The organism is Bradyrhizobium sp. LB8.2 (assembly GCF_040548035.1).
Classification (GTDB): domain Bacteria; phylum Pseudomonadota; class Alphaproteobacteria; order Rhizobiales; family Xanthobacteraceae; genus Bradyrhizobium.
Genome location: NZ_JBEPQV010000064.1, coordinates 1 through 17340, shown reverse-complemented (window position 1 = coordinate 17340; position 17340 = coordinate 1). Strand labels below are relative to the sequence as shown.

At 66.0% G+C, this 17340-nt stretch carries 12 protein-coding genes; 6 read left to right on the top strand and 6 right to left on the bottom strand.

Annotated elements, in window-relative coordinates:
* Nucleotides 1–314: 314 nt before the first annotated feature.
* The 3 genes from ABIB06_RS38420 (at nucleotide 315) to ABIB06_RS38410 (ending at nucleotide 5798) form a co-directional block, all read left to right on the top strand.
* A complete protein-coding gene (locus ABIB06_RS38420) occupies nucleotides 315–3797 on the top strand; it encodes a tetratricopeptide repeat protein (protein ID WP_354070340.1) in 3483 nt (1160 codons plus the stop codon).
* Between the two features lie 316 nt (nucleotides 3798–4113).
* Entirely contained in the window at nucleotides 4114–5031 is a 918-nt protein-coding gene (locus ABIB06_RS38415) for a sulfite exporter TauE/SafE family protein (protein WP_354070342.1), read from the top strand.
* Nucleotides 5028–5798: a TIGR02186 family protein gene (locus ABIB06_RS38410; protein ID WP_354053312.1), complete on the top strand. Its 771-nt coding sequence runs from the start codon at nucleotides 5028–5030 to the stop codon at nucleotides 5796–5798. The genes ABIB06_RS38415 and ABIB06_RS38410 overlap by 4 nt, the downstream gene beginning before the upstream one ends.
* Before the next feature lie 103 nt (nucleotides 5799–5901).
* Here the strand turns inward: ABIB06_RS38410 and ABIB06_RS38405 are convergent, their stop codons facing one another.
* Entirely contained in the window at nucleotides 5902–6693 is a 792-nt protein-coding gene (locus tag ABIB06_RS38405; protein ID WP_247448390.1) for an MBL fold metallo-hydrolase, read from the bottom strand.
* A gap of 11 nt (nucleotides 6694–6704) precedes the next feature.
* Nucleotides 6705–7619, bottom strand: coding sequence for a DMT family transporter (locus ABIB06_RS38400; protein WP_354053311.1), 915 nt, complete (start codon nucleotides 7617–7619; stop codon nucleotides 6705–6707).
* Between the two features lie 96 nt (nucleotides 7620–7715).
* Here ABIB06_RS38400 and ABIB06_RS38395 point away from each other — a divergent pair, with 96 nt between their 5' ends.
* Nucleotides 7716–8579, top strand: a complete 864-nt coding sequence (locus ABIB06_RS38395) for a LysR family transcriptional regulator (protein ID WP_354053310.1) — start codon at nucleotides 7716–7718, stop codon at nucleotides 8577–8579.
* On the opposite strand, the gene pdeM is transcribed toward ABIB06_RS38395, so the two are convergent.
* The 4 genes from pdeM to ABIB06_RS38375 form a co-directional block, all read right to left on the bottom strand.
* Complete coding sequence (gene pdeM / locus ABIB06_RS38390; RefSeq protein ID WP_354053309.1) at nucleotides 8576–9247, bottom strand: ligase-associated DNA damage response endonuclease PdeM; 672 nt, start codon at nucleotides 9245–9247, stop codon at nucleotides 8576–8578. The genes ABIB06_RS38395 and pdeM overlap by 4 nt on opposite strands.
* Before the next feature lie 53 nt (nucleotides 9248–9300).
* A complete protein-coding gene (locus ABIB06_RS38385; protein WP_354053308.1) occupies nucleotides 9301–11877 on the bottom strand; it encodes a ligase-associated DNA damage response DEXH box helicase in 2577 nt (858 codons plus the stop codon).
* Nucleotides 11878–12079: 202 nt separating this feature from the next.
* Nucleotides 12080–13309, bottom strand: coding sequence for an ABC transporter substrate-binding protein (locus ABIB06_RS38380; RefSeq protein WP_354053307.1), 1230 nt, complete (start codon nucleotides 13307–13309; stop codon nucleotides 12080–12082).
* A gap of 116 nt (nucleotides 13310–13425) precedes the next feature.
* A complete protein-coding gene (locus ABIB06_RS38375) occupies nucleotides 13426–14352 on the bottom strand; it encodes a methyltransferase domain-containing protein (RefSeq protein ID WP_354053306.1) in 927 nt (308 codons plus the stop codon).
* 68 nt (nucleotides 14353–14420) lie between these two features.
* On the opposite strand from ABIB06_RS38375, the gene ABIB06_RS38370 reads away from it, so the two are divergent.
* Entirely contained in the window at nucleotides 14421–15458 is a 1038-nt protein-coding gene (locus ABIB06_RS38370; protein ID WP_354053305.1) for a ligase-associated DNA damage response exonuclease, read from the top strand.
* Nucleotides 15455–17116, top strand: a complete 1662-nt coding sequence (locus ABIB06_RS38365; RefSeq protein WP_354053304.1) for a cisplatin damage response ATP-dependent DNA ligase — start codon at nucleotides 15455–15457, stop codon at nucleotides 17114–17116. The genes ABIB06_RS38370 and ABIB06_RS38365 overlap by 4 nt, the downstream gene beginning before the upstream one ends.
* Nucleotides 17117–17340: the final 224 nt, after the last annotated feature.

The window sequence follows — 17340 nt, the reverse complement described above, 5'->3', positions numbered from 1 at the left end:
TAATCCATCCCAGACATCGCTCGCTCCCGCGAATCATCACTCAACTCACGGAATCAGCAATCAAATTCCTCCGCAATATGTGTGAATTCGACAGCGCAAGCGAGGGAGGGAGCGCACCTGCTCCTTGGGCTGGTAGGCCCCACCCAACTTTAAGACCCCGTCAACGAGTTCCTTAACCCGTTATTTACCGTAACAGACAAAAGTCGGTTTTCGAGGCAGACGACCCGCGCCAAATCCGATTGTCTTTGCAACCGGCACGCGAGGGAAGACTGGAGGCGCCGGGTGGGGCGCCGGAGTCGGAACCGGGCAGAGTCATGAATTCGCGCGTATCGTGGAGTGTTGACGGTATCGATCCATCGGTCAGGGAGCGGGCCGAAGCTGCTGCGCATCGCGCCGGCATGTCACTCAACGATTGGCTGAACTCAACGCTCGGCGAAACTGCCCCGCCAAACTTTCGCGGACCTTACGACCAGCGTCCGCAGCAAATGCCTAGCCAAGCACCAAGCCAGGCACCGAGTCAGGAAAGCCGCGAAGTCGCCGACATCCACCAGCGGCTCGACGCCATCACCCAGCAGATCGAGCGGATCTCGAAGCCCGCGCCGCGCCAGGACCCTTCACGCCAGGACCCTTCACGGCAGGACCCTTCACGGCAGGACTCTTCGCGACCGGACGTCTCGCGCGAGCAGGGCGTGGCACGCCAGCTCAACGATGCGATCTCGCGCCTCGATGCGCGGCTGTCGCAAATCTCAAAGCCGCAGCAGCCCCAACCGCAGCAGCCACAGGCGCCGCGCCCCGCTCCCGTCGACAGCCGCCAGCGCCAGGCCGATGCAGTGGAGCGCGCTGCAGCGCAGGTCTATCGCAACTCACCACCCCTGAGCCCCGCTTCGTTCGACGTTGCCGTCGCCGAGATCACCGCACGCCAGAGCGAGCTCGACGGCTTTGCGCCGCGGCAGATGCCGCCGCGCGCCGCGCCGTCGATCGCGCCTGCGACAGCTCCTTTCGCGCCCCCCATGGCACCGATGGCTGCGCCGCCCGCGCCTGTCTACGCTCCGCCGCCACCGCAGCCGGGGCCGGATTTCTCCGCGCTCGAGCGCCATCTGCTCAAGATCACGAGCCAGATCGAATCGCTGCAGCGCCCCGACAATACCGAGCAGGCGATCAACACGTTCCGCAGCGAGCTTGCGGAGATTCGCAACGCCATCACCGAGGCGATGCCGCGCCGCGCGATCGAATCGATCGAGAACGAGATCCGCTCGCTGCATCGGCGCATCGACGAGACGCGTTCCAACGGCACCGACGGTCAGGTCCTGTCCGGCATCGAGCACGCGCTGTCCGACATCAAGCAGGTGTTGCGCACGCTGACGCCGGCCGAGCAGCTCACCGGCTATGACGAGGCGATCCGCAATCTCGGCGCCAAGCTCGATCTGATCCTGCGCGCCAATGACGATCCCTCGACGGTCCGCCAGCTCGAAGGCGCGATCTCGGCGCTGCGCGGCATCGTCTCCAACGTCGCCTCCAACGAAGCGCTGGCACGGCTCTCGGACGACGTGCAGCTGCTGTCGTCCAAGGTCGACCAGGTCACCCGCTCGTCCGGCTCCGGCGATAGCTTTGCGGTGCTGGAGCAGCGCATCGCGGCGCTCACCGCCGCGCTGGAAACGCGCGAGCGGCCTCAGCCATCCGAAAGCAGCGAGCATCTCGAAAGTGCGATCCGCGCGCTGTCGGACCGTTTCGACCGCATGCAGGTCGGCAACGATTCGGCTTCGACCTTCGCTCATCTCGAACAGCGGGTCTCGTATCTGCTGGAGCGGATCGAGACCGCCTCCGATCCGCGCAACGGCAATTTGAGCCGCGTCGAGGACGGGTTGCACGACATCCTGCGGCATCTGGAGCGGCAGCAAGCGACCTATTCCGCGCTGGCCGAGAGCCGCAGCTCCGCGCCGGCCGAATCCGGAATGGTCGATATCGTCAAGCGCGAGCTCTCCGACATCCGCTTCAGCCAGGCCGAGACCAACCGCAGCACCCAGGATTCGCTGGAGGCCGTCCACAACGCACTCGGCCACGTCGTCGATCGTCTCTCGATGATCGAGGGCGATCTGCGCAATGTGCGCACCGCGCCGCCGGCCGCAGCGCCGCAGCCGATGCCGATGCCGATGGCCGCTCCGATGGAGCCCGCGCCGATGGCGCGCGAGCCGCGGCCGCCGCAACAGCCGCCGAAATACGATCCGAAGCCGGAACTGCCCAATCCCGCCGCCGCGCAGGCGGCGCAAGCTGCCTTCGTCGCCGCGCCGCGCGAATTCCACGCCGCTGCAGCCGCCGCGCCGCCGCCGATGCCGATCGCGCCCCCCGTTCCGCGCCGCGCGATCAGCGAAATCCTCGAGCCGCATACGGCGCCCACGCGGGCCGCGCTTGCGCCCGAACTGCCGCCGGATCATCCGCTCGAGCCGGGCACCCGGCCGGGTGCACGCGTCGCCACGCCGTCGGAGCGCATTGCCGCGTCTGAAAGCGCAATCAGCGAAATCCCGGCCGCGCCGAAGGAGCCGGTGTCGTCGTCGAGCTTCATCGCGGCCGCGCGCCGCGCTGCCCAGGCCGCCGCCGCACAGCCGGAAAAGCCGGCCCGCGGCGCCAAGGCAGGGGCCGATCGCTCCAAGGACAAGGGCAAGGACAACGGTAAGGACGGCGGCTCGACCATCACCTCGAAAATCCGCTCGCTGCTGGTCGGCGCGAGCGTGGTCGTGATCGTGCTCGGCACCTTCAAGATGGCGATGAATCTGCTCGATGGCGGCAGCTCGGCGCCGTCGCCGCAGGCAATGGAGAATTCGTCGAGCGCACCCGCGCCGCAGGCGGCGCCGCCAGTCGAGAACAAGCCCGCCACGCCCGAGCAGGTCACGCCGTCGATGACCTCGCCGACCCCGATCGGGCGCCAATCCCAGAACAACGCCGCACCGGCTCCCGCCGGCAATTCGGCCTCGGTTGAAATTCCGCCGGTGCCCGCCGTAGCCCCGCCGCCTGTCACCAGCGACGTCACCGGCGCGCTATCGGGCACGAGCCGCGCGAAACTCGCGATGATCCAGGTGCCGCCGAGTGAAAAACTGCCTGACGGCATCGGCGGCCCGAGCTTGCGTACCGCGGCGATGAAGGGCGATGCGAACGCGGCCTACGAGCTCGGCGTGCGCTTCGCCGAAGGCAAGGGCGTGGCCGCGAATTACGACGAAGCCGCCAAATGGTACGACCGCGCGGCGCAGGCCGGCGTGGTGCCGGCGACCTTCCGCCTCGGCACGCTCTACGAGAAGGGCCTCGGCGTGAAGAAGGACGCCGACATCGCCCGCCGCTACTACACCCAGGCTGCCGAGCGCGGCAACGCCAAGGCGATGCACAATCTCGCAGTGCTCGACGCCGATGGCGGGGGACATGGCGCCAATTACAAGAGCGCGGCGCAGTGGTTCCGCAAAGCCGCCGATCGCGGCGTCGCCGACAGCCAGTTCAACCTCGCCATCCTCTATGCCCGCGGCATCGGTGTCGAACAGAACCTCGCCGAATCCTACAAATGGTTCACCCTCGCGGCCGCCCAGGGTGACGCGGATGCCGCCGGCAAGCGCGACGATGTCGCCAAGCGGCTCGACCCGCAATCGCTCGCTGCCGCCAAGCTCGCAATTCAGACGTTCAGCGCCGAGCCGCAACCTGATGATGCCGTCAATGTCGCGACACCGGCCGGCGGCTGGGACAGCGCGCCACAGGCAGCCGCAAAACCCGCGCCGAAGCCGGTCGCGAGCAAGCGCTCGGCGTCAGCGGTGCGTTGAAGCGAATTAGCATTAGATTGAACCAAGCGGGCCACTGGCTCGGTGCATCTCTCCCGCTTGCGGGAGAGGTCGGCGCGTAGCGCCAGGTGAGGGCTCTGTCCTCTTGGGGAGACTTACTGCGGAGACACCCCCTCCCCGACCCTCCCCCGCAAGCGGGAGAGGGAGCGCACTTTCTCCGTAGCAATCAAGTCTCATTTGCCTCGCGCGCTAGCCGCGCCCATTCACCACGCCCAAAATTCCTGATCACTCCCGCCGGCGAATTCGGCTATTGAGGGACGCGGCAATCGATCCGTTTTCGCCGGAGCGTGGTCCTTCGATGCAGCTCTATCTCCCGATCGCCGATCTTCCGGTCAACGTCTTCCTGGTGCTGGCGATGGGCGCGGCGGTCGGCTTCGTCTCCGGCATGTTCGGGATCGGCGGCGGCTTTCTGATGACGCCGCTGCTGATCTTCATCGGCATCACACCGGCGGTCGCGGTCGCTTCCGTCGCGAGCCACATCGCGGCCTCGTCCTTTTCCGGAGCCCTCGCCTATTGGCGGCGGCGCGCGATCGACCCGGCGCTGGCGAGCGTCCTGTTATGCGGCGGCGTGACCGGGACGGCGCTCGGCGTGTGGACCTTCACGCAACTGCGCGCGCTCGGGCAACTCGATCTGATGATCGCACTGTCCTACGTCGTGCTGCTCACCACCGTCGGCAGCCTGATGTTCTCCGAAGGCCTGCGCGCCCTGCTACGGACCCGGCGCGGCGCGGTGCCGCCACGGCGCACGCACAACTGGATCCACGGGCTGCCGCTGAAGATGCGGTTCAAGCGCTCCAAGATCTACCTTTCGGTGATTCCGGTCGTGATCGTCGGCATCGTGATCGGCTTCATCGGCGCCATCATGGGCATCGGCGGCGGCTTCATCCTGGTGCCGACCATGATCTATCTGCTGCGGGTGCCGACCTCGACGGTGATCGGCACGTCGATGGTCCTGACGCTGGTCACGATGCTGTTTGCGACCTTGCTGCACGCTGCGACCAATCACCTCGTCGACGCGGTGCTGGCGCTGATCCTGATGGTCGGCGGCGTCACCGGTGCACAGTTCGGCGCCCGCGCCGGCCAGAAGATCCGCGGCGAGCAGCTGCGGCTGCTGCTCGGACTGCTAATCCTCTCGGTCGGTGTTCGCTTCGCCATCGAGCTGGTGATCCGGCCCGAGGACCTCTTCACCATCCGCGAGCTGGGGGTGAACGGATGATGCGCGCAGCTCTCGCAGTCCTGCTTGTCCTGCTGCTCGGCTCCGCCGCACGCGCCGAGCGGCTGATCGTGTCGGTCTCCAACCATCGTGTCACGGTGACGCCGAACTATTCCGGCGAGGAGCTGGTGTTGTTCGGCTCGGTCGAGAAGGACGCCACCACGCCCGCCGACCGCAAGACCTACGATCTCGTCGTCACCGTGATGGGCCCGCGCGCCGATATGGTGACGCGGCGCAAGGAGCGCACCTTCGGGATCTGGATCAACACCGACTACCGTCAGTTCCTGGAGGTGCCGAGTTATCTCGCGCTGTTCGCCAACCGCTCGTTCGAGGCGATCACCTCGCCCGAGGTCGCGCGGCGACAGCAGATCGGGCTCAACAACGTGCGGCTGACCCAACGCGTCAGCGGCGACTACGCCGACGTGGTGCCGAACGACGCGTTCCGCTCGGCCTTCATTCGCCTGCGCACCGAGCGCGGGCTCTATCGCGAGGATTCGAGCGCGGTGACGTTCCTGACACCGACGCTGTTCCGCACCGGCATTCCACTGCCGGCGGAGGTGCCGATCGGCACCTACCAGGTCGAGATCAAGTTGTTTGCCGACGGCGCGTTCATCGGCAAGACCGAGACGGCGTTCGAGATCGTCAAGGTCGGCTTCGAGCAGTTCGTCGCCACCACCGCGCGGCAGAACGGGCTGATCTACGGCCTCATCACCGCCGCGATGGCGCTGATGACGGGCTGGATGGCCTCGATCGTATTTCGGAAGGATTGACTGCATTCTCCGTCATTGCGAGCGCAGCGAAGCAATCCAGGCTGCCGCCGCGGAGGGATTCTGGATTGCTTCGCTTCGCTCGCAATGACGGCTGTGGTGCTAGCTACGGCGCCTGCACCACCGTCGGCACGCCGGGCTCCAGCAATCGCAACCGCGTCCCGAAGCCGAGCGCGTCGAAGGTCTTGCGCAGATCCTCGCTGTTCTGGCGGAAATGAGCCCAGCCCTCCGTATGCACCGGCACGATCATCGCATCGGGGAAGGCGCGCGCGGTCTCGATGGTGTCGTTGGTGTCCATGGTGAGATGGAACGGCCCGCGCGTTTGCGCAGCGCCCGCGAAAGGCATCACCACGCCGCACTTGAATCGGCGTGCGACCTCGGCGACGCCATCGAACCAGGTGGTATCGCCGCTGATATAGACTGAGGTTGTGTCGGTCCGGCTCGACGACACCACGAAGCCGATGACGTCGCCTGACAGCGGCTCGATGCCGGCCGGGCCGTGACGCGCCGGGGTCGCGGTGATCGTCAGCGAATTGCCGTCACGATCTTTCAGATGCGTCGTGCCCCACGGCACCAGGCCTTCGACATGCAGGCCTTCGAATTGGCCACCGAGGCGCTTGGCGCCGGCTTCTGTGGTCAGGACGCGCTTTGCGTGCTTGAGATATTCGCGGCCGGAATTGTCGAGATTGTCCGAATGCTGGTCGTGGCTGAGCAGGACCGCATCGATCGGGCCGATTGCATCGGCCTTGAGCGCAGGGCCGATTGTCTTCTCCAGCTTCACATGCGGCAGCTGATAGGCGGTATTTGCGTCGTCGAAAGTCGGATCGGTGAGCAGGCGGAAGCCGTCGATCTCGATCAGCGCGGTAGGGCCGCCGATCAGGGTAATGGAAATGGGCATAAGAACTCCTCCTACGACACAGGCTTCGCGGCAGGCCGCGTCACCAGATAGATCCCGAGCGCCACTGGAATGATTCCGAGCAGATCGCGGGCCTCGACATGCTCGCCGAGCACGAGATACGCGAACAACATGCCGAGCGGCGGCATCAGGAAATGATAAGCGCTGGCAGCCGTTGCGCCACACACTTTCAGGAGATGAAACCAGAGCCAGTAGGCGAGGATCGAGCCGCCGAGCACGAGGAAGGCGAAGGCGCCGATCAGGCCCGGCGTAAAGTCGATGGCATGAACGTCGGCGAAGGTCAGCGCGACCGGCGTCAGCACGATGCCGGCGGCAAGATTCTGCACGCCATTGCCGATCCACAACGAGCCCCTCGGCGCGAGCAGCTTGAACAGGATCGTGCCGGCGACGATGGAGGCGAGCGAGGCCAGCGTGAACATGATGCCGTGCAGTGAGTCAGTGCCGACCGACAGCCGATGCCAGACGATCAAGGTCACGCCGACGATGCCGAGCAGGAGGCCGCCCGCCTTGCGCCAGGTCATGCCCTCGCCGAGCAGAAGCGCGGCCAGGCCCGCCGTGAACACCGGATTGGCCGACACGATCAGGCCGCCGAGGCCCGCCGAGACCGTTTGCAGACCGGTGTAGCCGAGCCCGAGATAGAGCGCGTTGTTGGCGATACCGAGCACGGCGAAGATTGCGGCATCGCGCCAGGACAGCGACCAGTCGTCGCCGCGGATCAGCGTGGCGCCAAGGATCAGGATGCCGGCAAGCGAGAAGCGCGCGGCGAGCAGGATCAATGGCGGGCAATGGGTCACCCCGATCTTGCCGGCGACGAAGGCGTAGCTCCAGAGCAGGCAGAACAGGCCGATGGCGAAGGGCAGCGTGTTGAAACGGCTGCGGGGGACGGCAAGCGAGGGGGCGAGCGACATGTGGAATCTCCTGAGCCCTCGATCTAGGAACCCGGCTTGTCATTTGGAAATTAAATGATTAACTCACTGCCAGTTGATTTTCGAATGGAGACATCCATGCTCGATCTGGAGCTCCTGCGCAGCTTCGTCTCGGTGGTCGATTCCGGCGGCTTCACCCGCGCCGGGGAGCGCGTCCACCGCACGCAATCGACCGTCAGCCAGCAGATCAAGCGGCTGGAGGAGGATGTCGGCCAGGTGCTGCTGCACCGCGACGGCAAGGACGTGCGTCCGACCGAGGCCGGCGAGCGGTTGCTGTCCTATGCGCGGCGGCTGTTATCGCTCGCCGAGGAGGCGCGCGACGTGCTGAGCCAGCCCGACGGCGAAGGCGCGATCCGGCTCGGCATCCCCGAGGATTTTGCGGCATATCGGCTGGCGAAACTGCTTGGCGCATTCTCGCGCTCGCATCCGGGCCTGCGGCTCGATGTGCGCGCCGACCAGAGCAAGAACCTGTCGCGCGACCTCGATCGCGGCGAACTGGATCTGGCGCTGTTCAAGCGCGAGGCCGGTGCGAAGGGAGCGATTGCGGTGTGGCCGGAGCAGGTGCACTGGGTCACGAGCAAGAGCCATCCGATCCATGCCGACGTCGCCTCGGTGCCGCTGATCGGCTTTCCGCTCGGCTGCCTCTACCGCGCCGGCGCCATCCACGCGCTGGAAAGCGCGGGCCGCATCTGGCACATGTCCTACACGTCATCGAGCCTCGCCGGCATCCAGGCCGCCGTCGCCGCCGGCATGGGACTGAGCATCCTGTCGGAGATGGCGATCCAGTCCGACCACCGCGTGCTGACGGCGAAGGATGGTTTTGCGCCGATCAACCGGACCGAGGTGGCGCTGATGGCCGCGCCCGGCGCCAATCCAGCGACGCTACGGCTGGCAGATCGTCTTGCGGAGTTTTGCGATGACGTGCAGGCGAAGGCGGCTTAGCTGCACCGCGACGCCGCGATCGCGTGGACGCGGCGGTCGCCGAGCAGATGCGCGACAAAGCCATTTTTCGGAAAGATCTTTGCGAACGCGGCATCGCGGATGCTGAGGCCGCCGGCATAGGCGCCGAAGGCGGGCATCACGGCGCGCATCCCGTCGGACGCGAAGCAGCGGCGCTCCATCGAGCGGCCGCGCGCGGAGACACGGGCCTTGGGATGCAGATGGCCGGCGATCTCGCCGCACGCGCCGGTCGGCTCATGGCGGAAGGTGATCGGGCCGATCGCGACTTCGTCGGCGACGGTGCCGCCGAGATCGCGCGGCAGCGCCGGATCGTGATTGCCTGAGATCCATATCCAGTCGCGGCCGGCCTGCAAGGCGGCGACCGCGTCGCGATCCTCCGCCGACAGCCGTCCATGTGCAGTGCGATCATGAAAACTGTCGCCGAGCGCGATGACGATTCGGGGATTATGGCGGGAGATGACAGCAGCGAGCCGGCCGAGCGTCGCGACGGTGTCGTAAGGCGGCAGAAGCACGCCGCGCATGGCGAAGCTGGAACCTTTTTCCAGGTGCAGATCGGAGACGACGAGCATGCGCTGCGCTTCCCAGAACAGTGCGCCGGAGAGATCGGCCGCGAACGTCACGCCGCTGATGCTGACATTTGAAACGCGCATGTCCTCGATATCCCCTGAAACCAGCGCGCCTATCGTCACGTCCGAACCTGCTCTTATCCCATCGCCTCTTTGACGAGCTCGTCGGCGGCCTCCGCCAACAGCTCGTCTCCAGCTTCGCCATAGACTGACTCGCGGCCGATTTCCAGCATCACGGGGACGGCGAGCGGAGAGACACGGTCGAGTTCCCGATGTGTGACGCGGCCCTGGATGCGGGTGAGCATATCGCTGAGACGGCGCAGATCGAGCAAGCCAGTGGCGGCATCGGCTCGCGCGGCGCGCAACAGCACGTGATCGGCCTGGTGTTTTCGCAGGACGTCGTAAACGAGATCGGTCGAGAACAGCACCTGGCGGCGGCTCTTCTCCTCGCCGGTATGCCGGCGCGCAATCAGGCCGGAGATGATCGCGCAATTGCGGAACGTACGTTTCATAAGAGCGGATTCGGCGAGCCATGCTTCGAGGTCGTCGCCGAGCATGTCGGGATCGAACAGCGCGTCGAGGTCGATCCTGCCGTCCCGGATCATGAAGGACATGTCGCCGAGCGCCCAGACCGCGATCGCATATTCGTTGGCGATGAAGCCGAGCGGCCGCGCGCGGGCACGCTCCAGCCGGCGCGTCAAGAGCATGCCGAGCGTCTGATGCGCGAGACGGCCTTCGAACGGGTAGCAGACGATGTAATGCTTGTTGGCGCGGGGAAAACTCTCGACCAGCAGCTCGCGCACCGCCGGTACGCGCGAGACGTCCTTTTGCAGTGACAGCCAGTCGCGCACCTGCTCCGGCAAGGCGCCCCAGGCGCGCGCGTCATCGAGGAGGCGACGCACGCGTTCGGCAAGATAGGTCGAGAGCGGAAACTTGCCGCCCATATAGGACGGCACTTTCGGGTCCTTGTCGTTGGCGCGCGAGACATAGACCTGGTCCTCGACCAGGGTCTCGTAGCGCACCACCTCACCGCTGAACACGAACGTGTCGCCCGGACTGAGGCCCTCGATGAAGGCTTCCTCGATCTCGCCGAGCAACCTGCCGCCGCGGGCGATCACGCCCGTTGACCCGCCTGCTTTTCCCTGGCCGCCGCCGCGCGAACGCACCAGGCGCACCTTCAGCATGTCGTCCTCGACGATGGTGCCGACATTCATCCGGTAGCTCTGCCGCACCTTTGGATTGGCGACGCGCCAGCGACCCTGCTTGTCCTGCTTGATGCGCGCGAAGCGCTCGTAGGTTTTCAGCGCGTAGCCGCCGGAGGCGACGAAATCGACGACGTCGTCGAAATCCTGCCGCGTGAGGTCGGCATAAGGTGCGGCGGTACGCACTTCGTCGTAAAGCTCGTCAGAGAGAAACGGCTCGCCGCAGGCGCAGCCGAGCACGTGCTGGGCCAGCACGTCGAGCGCACCGGTGCGCAGCGGCGGCGTGTCCTGTGCATTCTCGGCGATGGCGTCAATGGCGACGCGGCACTCCAGCACCTCGAAGCGGTTCGCCGGCACCAGCACCGCGCGCGAGGCTTCATCAAGACGGTGGTTGGCGCGGCCGATGCGCTGCATCAGGCGCGAGGCCCCCTTCGGCGCGCCGATATTGACGACGAGATCGACGTCGCCCCAGTCGACGCCGAGGTCGAGCGAAGAGGTGCAGATCACGCCGCGCAATTTTCCCGCCGACATCGCATCCTCGACCTTGCGGCGCTGCGCGACATCGAGCGAGCCGTGATGCAGGGCGATTGCAAGGTTGTCGTCGTTCATGCTCCAGAGATTCTGGAACAGCATCTCGGCCTGGCTGCGGGTGTTGACGAAAACCAGCGTGGTCTTGTTCACCTTGATCAGCTCGTAGATCTCGGGAAGCGCATGGCGGGCGCTGTGTCCGGCCCAGGGCAGGCGCTCGCGCGTGTCCATCATCTCGACCAGCGACGGCGCCGCGCCGCCGGCGATGACGATGTCGGCCGCCGCTTCCTTGCCGCCGGGCTGCGGCACCAGGAAGCGCGCCAGCGATTCCGGCTCTGCCACCGTCGCCGACAGGCCGATCGCCCGCATCTGCGGCGCCAATCGCCACAACCGTGCGAGCCCAAGGGAGAGAAGATCACCGCGCTTGGAGGTCACCAGCGCATGCAGCTCGTCGAGCACGATGCGCTTGAGCGAGGAGAACAGGAACGGCGCGTCGTCGGAGGAGAGCAAAAGCGCGAGCTGCTCCGGCGTCGTCAGCAGAATGTCCGGCGGATAGCGCCGCTGCCGCTGGCGCCGCGACGTCGGCGTGTCGCCAGTGCGGGTCTCGATCTTGATCGGCAGCGCCATCTCGGCGACCGGCCGCTCCAGATTGCGTGCGATGTCGATCGCGAGTGCTTTGAGCGGGGAGATGTAGAGGGTGTGCAGGCCGCCGCTGCGTTGCAGGGTGCGGCCGGTGGAGACCACCGATTTCGCCGAAGCTTTGGGCGCAGCACTCAGCTCCACCAGCGTCGGTAAAAATCCCGCCAGCGTCTTGCCGGCGCCGGTCGGTGCGATCAGCAGTGCGGACCGGTCCTCGCGCGCCTTCTCCAGCAGCGCCAATTGATGCGCGCGCGGCGACCAGCCGCGGGCTGCGAACCACGCCTGGAAGTGGTCGGGCAACAGCGCGGCCGGCTCGGCCGGAGATTTGAGGATACGAGGCGGCACGGCATCACAGGTAAGCCGTGGGGGTGGGTTCGTCGAGGGGTGGGTGGGCAGGATGCGCCTACAGGCGTCATGGCCGGGCTTGTCCCGGCCATCCACGTTCTTACCACACGGAAGCGAAGACGTGGATGCCCGGGGACAAGCCCGGGCATGACGAGTGTGGAGCTACCGCCGATTCAACGCTCCGCGCATTCGCGGAGACCCCCTACTCCGTCACCGGCTTGTCGGACACGGCCCAATCCTTGCCGTTGAAGGTCGAGATATAGAGCGTCTTCATCGGTGTGTAGTCGCCGGGCGTGTAGTTGTAATTGACGCCGTCGAGGAAGAACGGCGAGTGGAAGCCGTTGAGGTTCGCGGCCTGCTTGAGCACGCTTTCGCGCGTGAGCTCATCGCCGCAGCGGCGCAGAATCTCGCCCATGGTCACCGCCTGGCCGTAACCGGCATAGGCGATGGTGTTGTCGGGATCGACGCTCGGCAGGTAATTCTTGCGCAGCGTTTCGAACGCGATCACATCTTTATCGTTCTCCCAGGGGCCGGGGCCGGCATCCTTGGAATAACGGATCGCGACGATGCCGGTGGCGTTCTCCAGCCCCGCGGCATTGAGGATCGAGCGGCCGGTGGATCCGGCCGACAGCAGCTGCAGCGGCTTCCAGCCGAGCTCGGCGACCTTGCGGATCGACTGCGACGACGCCTTGCCGGTGGAGATGTTGTAGAAGACGTCGGCGCCCGACTTCGAGAGATTGATGAGCTGGGAATCGACGGTCGGATCGGTGAGATCGTAGGTCTGCTCCATGATCACCTTTGCGGTGCCGCCGGAGTCTTCCAAGACTTTCTTGAAGGGCCCGAGGAAGTCGCGGCCAAAATCGTCGTTCTGGTAGAGGATGCCGACCTTGGCATTCGGCTTCACGCTGAGGACGTGCCGCGCCAGGATGCGCGCTTCCGTCGGATAGAGCGGCAGGCCCGCCATCGTCCATTTGAACTCTTTCGGATTGTTCCACTTGGAGGCGCCAGTGTTGAGCAAAAGCTGCGGCACGCCCTTTGAGTTCAGATATTTGTGCACGGCCGTCTGCGGCGCGGTACCGAGCGAGCCGTAGAGCGCCAGCACCTCCTCCTGCTCGACCAGGCGCCGCGTCGCCTCGACACATTTCGGTGCGCTGTAGGCATCGTCCATGGTCAGGAATTTGACCTTGCGTCCGTTGATGCCGCCTTTCTCGTTCAGCATCTGGAAATAGGCCTCGCCGATCCGCCCGAGCACGCCGTAGAGCGAGCCGGGGCCGGAATGCGGCACGGTCTGCCCGATCTTGATCTCGGTGTCGCTGGCACCGGCATCGTATTTCTTCTCCGCGGCCCAGACGTAGGGCGCGGGCAAGGTGGATGCCGCGATGGTCGCAAGCGCGGCGGCGCTGAAATCGCGCCGCGATGGATTCCTGGTCATTGTTTTGTTTCTCCCTTGGCGCGCGCATTGTGCTGGCATCGCCGCACGGCTCGCAAGCGGGAAGTCACAGCTTTGCGACGCAATGACGTTCAAAGCGTCGCGTATAGCGCCTAGACTCAAGTTTTCTCGGCGACCACGACAAGGCCGCGCACCGGCTCGTTGTTCTCGATGCGTGGCGAGGCCGGCTCCAGGGTGAGGAGCTTGAGGCCGGCCTTCGCCAGCACATCGCGCGCATATTCCGCCGAATGGGCATAGCGCAGGCCTTCGCCGAGAACGATGCCGCTGCCGTCATGCGTCTCCAGCGTGAAGGCGAGCACGCCACCGGGCGCGAGCACGCGCCTGGCTTCGCCGAGCACCGGCGCGAGATCGGGCAGATAGACGAACGCATCGGCAGCGACGACGAGGTTTGCACTCGCGTCACTCTTGGCGCGCAGGCCTTCGATCATGTCGGCGACTTCGAGCTCGGCATAGAGGGCGGTGGCTCGCGCCTCCCTGATCATGCCGGGCGACAGATCGATGCCGATGAAATGATCGACCTGCTTTGCGAAGGCCGCGGCCGCCAGCCCTGTACCGCATCCGAGATCGATGGCGCGCTTGAACAGGGCGGGCTTCTTCGCGGCGACGCGGGCAGCCACCACTGCCTTGAAGATCAGCGACGGTGCGCGATAGTCGAGATCGTTGATCAGGACATGCTCGAAGCGCGGCGCGTATTGATCGAACAAGGCCTGCACGTAGGCCTTGGGCATCTCGGACAATTGCGCGGCGCCGAGGCGTATCAGATGCAGGTGGGCGCCATGCTGATCGCTCGCATCGCACTCGCGCGATTTTCGAAAGGCCGCAATGGCCTTGTCGCGCTCACCGAGCTGCACGCGGATTTCGCCGAGCGTGAACCAGGCCGAGGTGAAATTCGGCGCAAGCTCGATCGTCTGCTCGAGCAGGTCGGCGGCAGCAGGCAGATCGCCCTTGAGCTGGAGGTCGCGCGCGAACTCGAAGCGGCGGTCGGCCATGAGATCGCCGGAGGTCAGGAACAGGCGCAGGGACATTGGGGGAACCAGAAAGCGAAGCGGGGCGGGTGACTCGAACACGCGGTGGCGCAACCTATATAACAGGCATGCGTCCGCAAGACATCCTGCTGCCCGTCGCGAGCGGCCTGTGCTGCAAGCCCGGCGGCTTCCACATCGACCCCATCCGGCCGGTCGAACGCGCCGTGATCACCCACGGCCATTCCGACCATGCCCGCGCCGGCCACGGCGCGGTGCTGGCGACGCAGGAAACGCTGGACATGATGCGGCTGCGCTATGGCGAGAATTTCGCCGGCTCGAGGCAGGCGATCCGCTATGGCGAGGAGATCCGGCTCGGCGAGACCAGCGTGAAGTTTCATCCGGCCGGCCATGTGCTCGGTTCGGCCCAGATCGCGGTCACCTGCAAGGACACCTGCATCGTCGCCTCCGGCGACTACAAGGACGCGCCCGACCCGACCTGCACGCCGTTCGAGCTCGTCCCCTGCGACGTCTTCATCACCGAGGCAACGTTCGGCCTGCCGGTGTTTCGCCATGGTGATGCTGCCGACGAGGTGAAGAAGCTGCTGGCGTCGGCGGCGCTGTTTCCGGAACGCGCGCATCTCGTCGGCGCCTATTCGCTCGGCAAGGCGCAACGCGTGATCGCGCTGCTGCGCCAAGCGGGCTACGACGCGCCGATCTATCTGCATGGCGCGATGGAGAACATCACGCATTACTATCAGAGCCGCGGGATCGCGCTCGGCGAGTTGCGGCCGGTGAAGGGCGTGAAAAAAGCGGCGCTTGCCGGCACCATCACGCTGGCGCCACCATCGGCGACCTCGGATATCTGGACGCGGCGATTTCCCGATCCGGTCACCGCATTCGCCTCGGGGTGGATGCGGGTGCGTGCTCGCGCCCGGCAACGCGGCATCGAGCTGCCGCTGGTGATCTCGGATCACGCCGATTGGGATGGCCTCACCGCCACGATCGCGGCGACCGGCGCCGGCGAGATCTGGGTCACGCATGGTCAGGAAGATGCGCTGGTGCATTGGTGCCAAAGCAAAGGCTTGCGGGCAAAGCCGCTCGATCTCGTCGGCTATGGCGACGAGGAGGAGACCGAGACACCGCTCGCTGACGAGGCCGAAGCATGAACCGCTTCGCCGAACTTCTCGACCGCCTCGCCTACGAGCCCGGCCGCAACAACAAGTTGCGGCTGATCACCGGCTATTTTCGCGAGGTCGCCGATCCCGACCGCGGCTATGCACTGGCCGCGCTGACCGGCGCGCTCAGCTTCAAGCACGCCAAGCCCGCGCTGATCCGCGACCTGATCGCGTCGCGCACCGATCCGGTGCTGTTCGGGCTGTCCTACGACTATGTCGGCGACCTCTCGGAGACGGTGGCGCTGATGTGGCCGAAAGCGGCGATGGCCGCCCACAACAACCCACCGCCACCGACACTGACCGAGGTCGTCACCACGCTGCGCACGCTCGGCAAGACCGAGCTGCCAAAGCAGCTCGAGCGCTGGCTCGACGAGCTGGATGAGACCGGCCGCTGGGCGCTGCTGAAGCTCGTCACGGGCGCGTTGCGCATCGGCATCTCTGCGCGCCTGGCAAAGACCGCGGCTGCCGCGCTCGGCGACAAGGACCCGCATGAGGTCGAGCTGATCTGGCCCGGTCTCGCGCCGCCCTATCTCGACCTGTTCGCCTGGCTGGAAGGCTGCGGCGACAAGCCGGTCAACCGCGATCCCGCGCCGTTCCGCCCTGTGATGCTGGCGCATGCGATCGAGGACACCGATTTCGCACCACTGGATCCGGCCGATTACATCGCCGAATGGAAATGGGACGGCATCCGCGTTCAGGCAGTCGCCGGCCGAGACGAACGCGGCCACATCACCGCGCGGCTCTATTCGCGCACCGGCGAGGACATCACGGGCAGCTTTCCGGACCTCGTGCCCGCGCTGCGCCTGCCGGGCGCCATCGACGGCGAGCTTCTGGTCCTGCGCGAGGGCCGGGTACAGAGCTTTAACGTGCTGCAACAGCGGCTCAACCGCAAGGTCGTGTCTCCGAAGCTGATCAAGGAATTTCCGATTCACCTGCGCGCCTATGATCTGCTCGGCGACGACGAGAACGATCTGCGCGAGCTGCCGTTCGCGGAGCGCCGCGAGCGGCTTGAGACGTTCATCGCAAAGCTCGACGATCCACGCATCGATCTCTCGCCCACCGTCCCGTTTGCGAGCTGGGAGGCGCTGACCGCCGCACGCGCCGATCCCGCCGGCGCCGGTGCCGGCGACGACGCGGACGCCGTCGAAGGCGTGATGCTGAAGCGGCGCGATGCGCCCTATTTGCCGGGACGGCCGAAGGGCCAATGGTGGAAGTGGAAGCGCGACCCGCACATCATCGACGCCGTGCTGATGTATGCGCAGCGCGGTCACGGCAAGCGCTCGTCCTATTATTCCGACTACACCTTTGGCGTCTGGACCGCAGGCGCGGGCGGCGACGAGCTGGTGCCGGTCGGAAAGGCCTATTTCGGCTTCACCGACGAGGAGCTGTTGCAGATCGACCGCTTCGTGCGTCGTCATACCACCGAAAAATTCGGCCCCGTCCGCCACGTCGTGCACGAGGGTGACAAAGGGCTGGTGCTGGAGGTTGCCTTCGAGGGGCTGCAGCGCTCGCCGCGGCACAAATCCGGCGTCGCGATGCGCTTTCCCCGCATCAGCCGCCTGCGCTGGGACAAGCCGCCGCGGGAGGCCGATCGGCTGGAAACGCTGGAAAAGATGCTGAAAGCGGAGGCGGCAGAGGTTGATGCGTGAGGGGAGACGGAAGACGGTGCGCCCCCTCGCCCGCTTGCGGGAGAGGGCTGGGGAGAGGGTGTCCCCGCATTGGGATTCCCCAAGAGGATAGAGCCCTCACCCGGCGCGTTGCGCCGACCTCTCCCGCAAGCGGGCTGTCGAATTCACACATATTGCGGAGGAATTTGATTGCTGATTCCGTGAGTTGAGTGATGATTCGCGGGAGCGAGCGATGTCTGGGATGG

Bases quoted from the DNA above. Each gene is read 5' to 3' on its own strand.
- ABIB06_RS38420 (WP_354070340.1), top strand. From the start codon at position 315: ATGAATTCGCGCGTATCGTGGAGTGTTGACGGTATCGATCCATCGGTC.
- ABIB06_RS38415 (WP_354070342.1), top strand. From the start codon at position 4,114: ATGCAGCTCTATCTCCCGATCGCCGATCTTCCGGTCAACGTCTTCCTG.
- ABIB06_RS38410 (WP_354053312.1), top strand. From the start codon at position 5,028: ATGATGCGCGCAGCTCTCGCAGTCCTGCTTGTCCTGCTGCTCGGCTCC.
- ABIB06_RS38405 (WP_247448390.1), bottom strand. From the start codon at position 6,693: ATGCCCATTTCCATTACCCTGATCGGCGGCCCTACCGCGCTGATCGAG.
- ABIB06_RS38400 (WP_354053311.1), bottom strand. From the start codon at position 7,619: ATGTCGCTCGCCCCCTCGCTTGCCGTCCCCCGCAGCCGTTTCAACACG.
- ABIB06_RS38395 (WP_354053310.1), top strand. From the start codon at position 7,716: ATGCTCGATCTGGAGCTCCTGCGCAGCTTCGTCTCGGTGGTCGATTCC.
- pdeM (WP_354053309.1), bottom strand. From the start codon at position 9,247: ATGCGCGTTTCAAATGTCAGCATCAGCGGCGTGACGTTCGCGGCCGAT.
- ABIB06_RS38380 (WP_354053307.1), bottom strand. From the start codon at position 13,309: ATGACCAGGAATCCATCGCGGCGCGATTTCAGCGCCGCCGCGCTTGCG.
- ABIB06_RS38375 (WP_354053306.1), bottom strand. From the start codon at position 14,352: ATGTCCCTGCGCCTGTTCCTGACCTCCGGCGATCTCATGGCCGACCGC.
- ABIB06_RS38370 (WP_354053305.1), top strand. From the start codon at position 14,421: ATGCGTCCGCAAGACATCCTGCTGCCCGTCGCGAGCGGCCTGTGCTGC.
- ABIB06_RS38365 (WP_354053304.1), top strand. From the start codon at position 15,455: ATGAACCGCTTCGCCGAACTTCTCGACCGCCTCGCCTACGAGCCCGGC.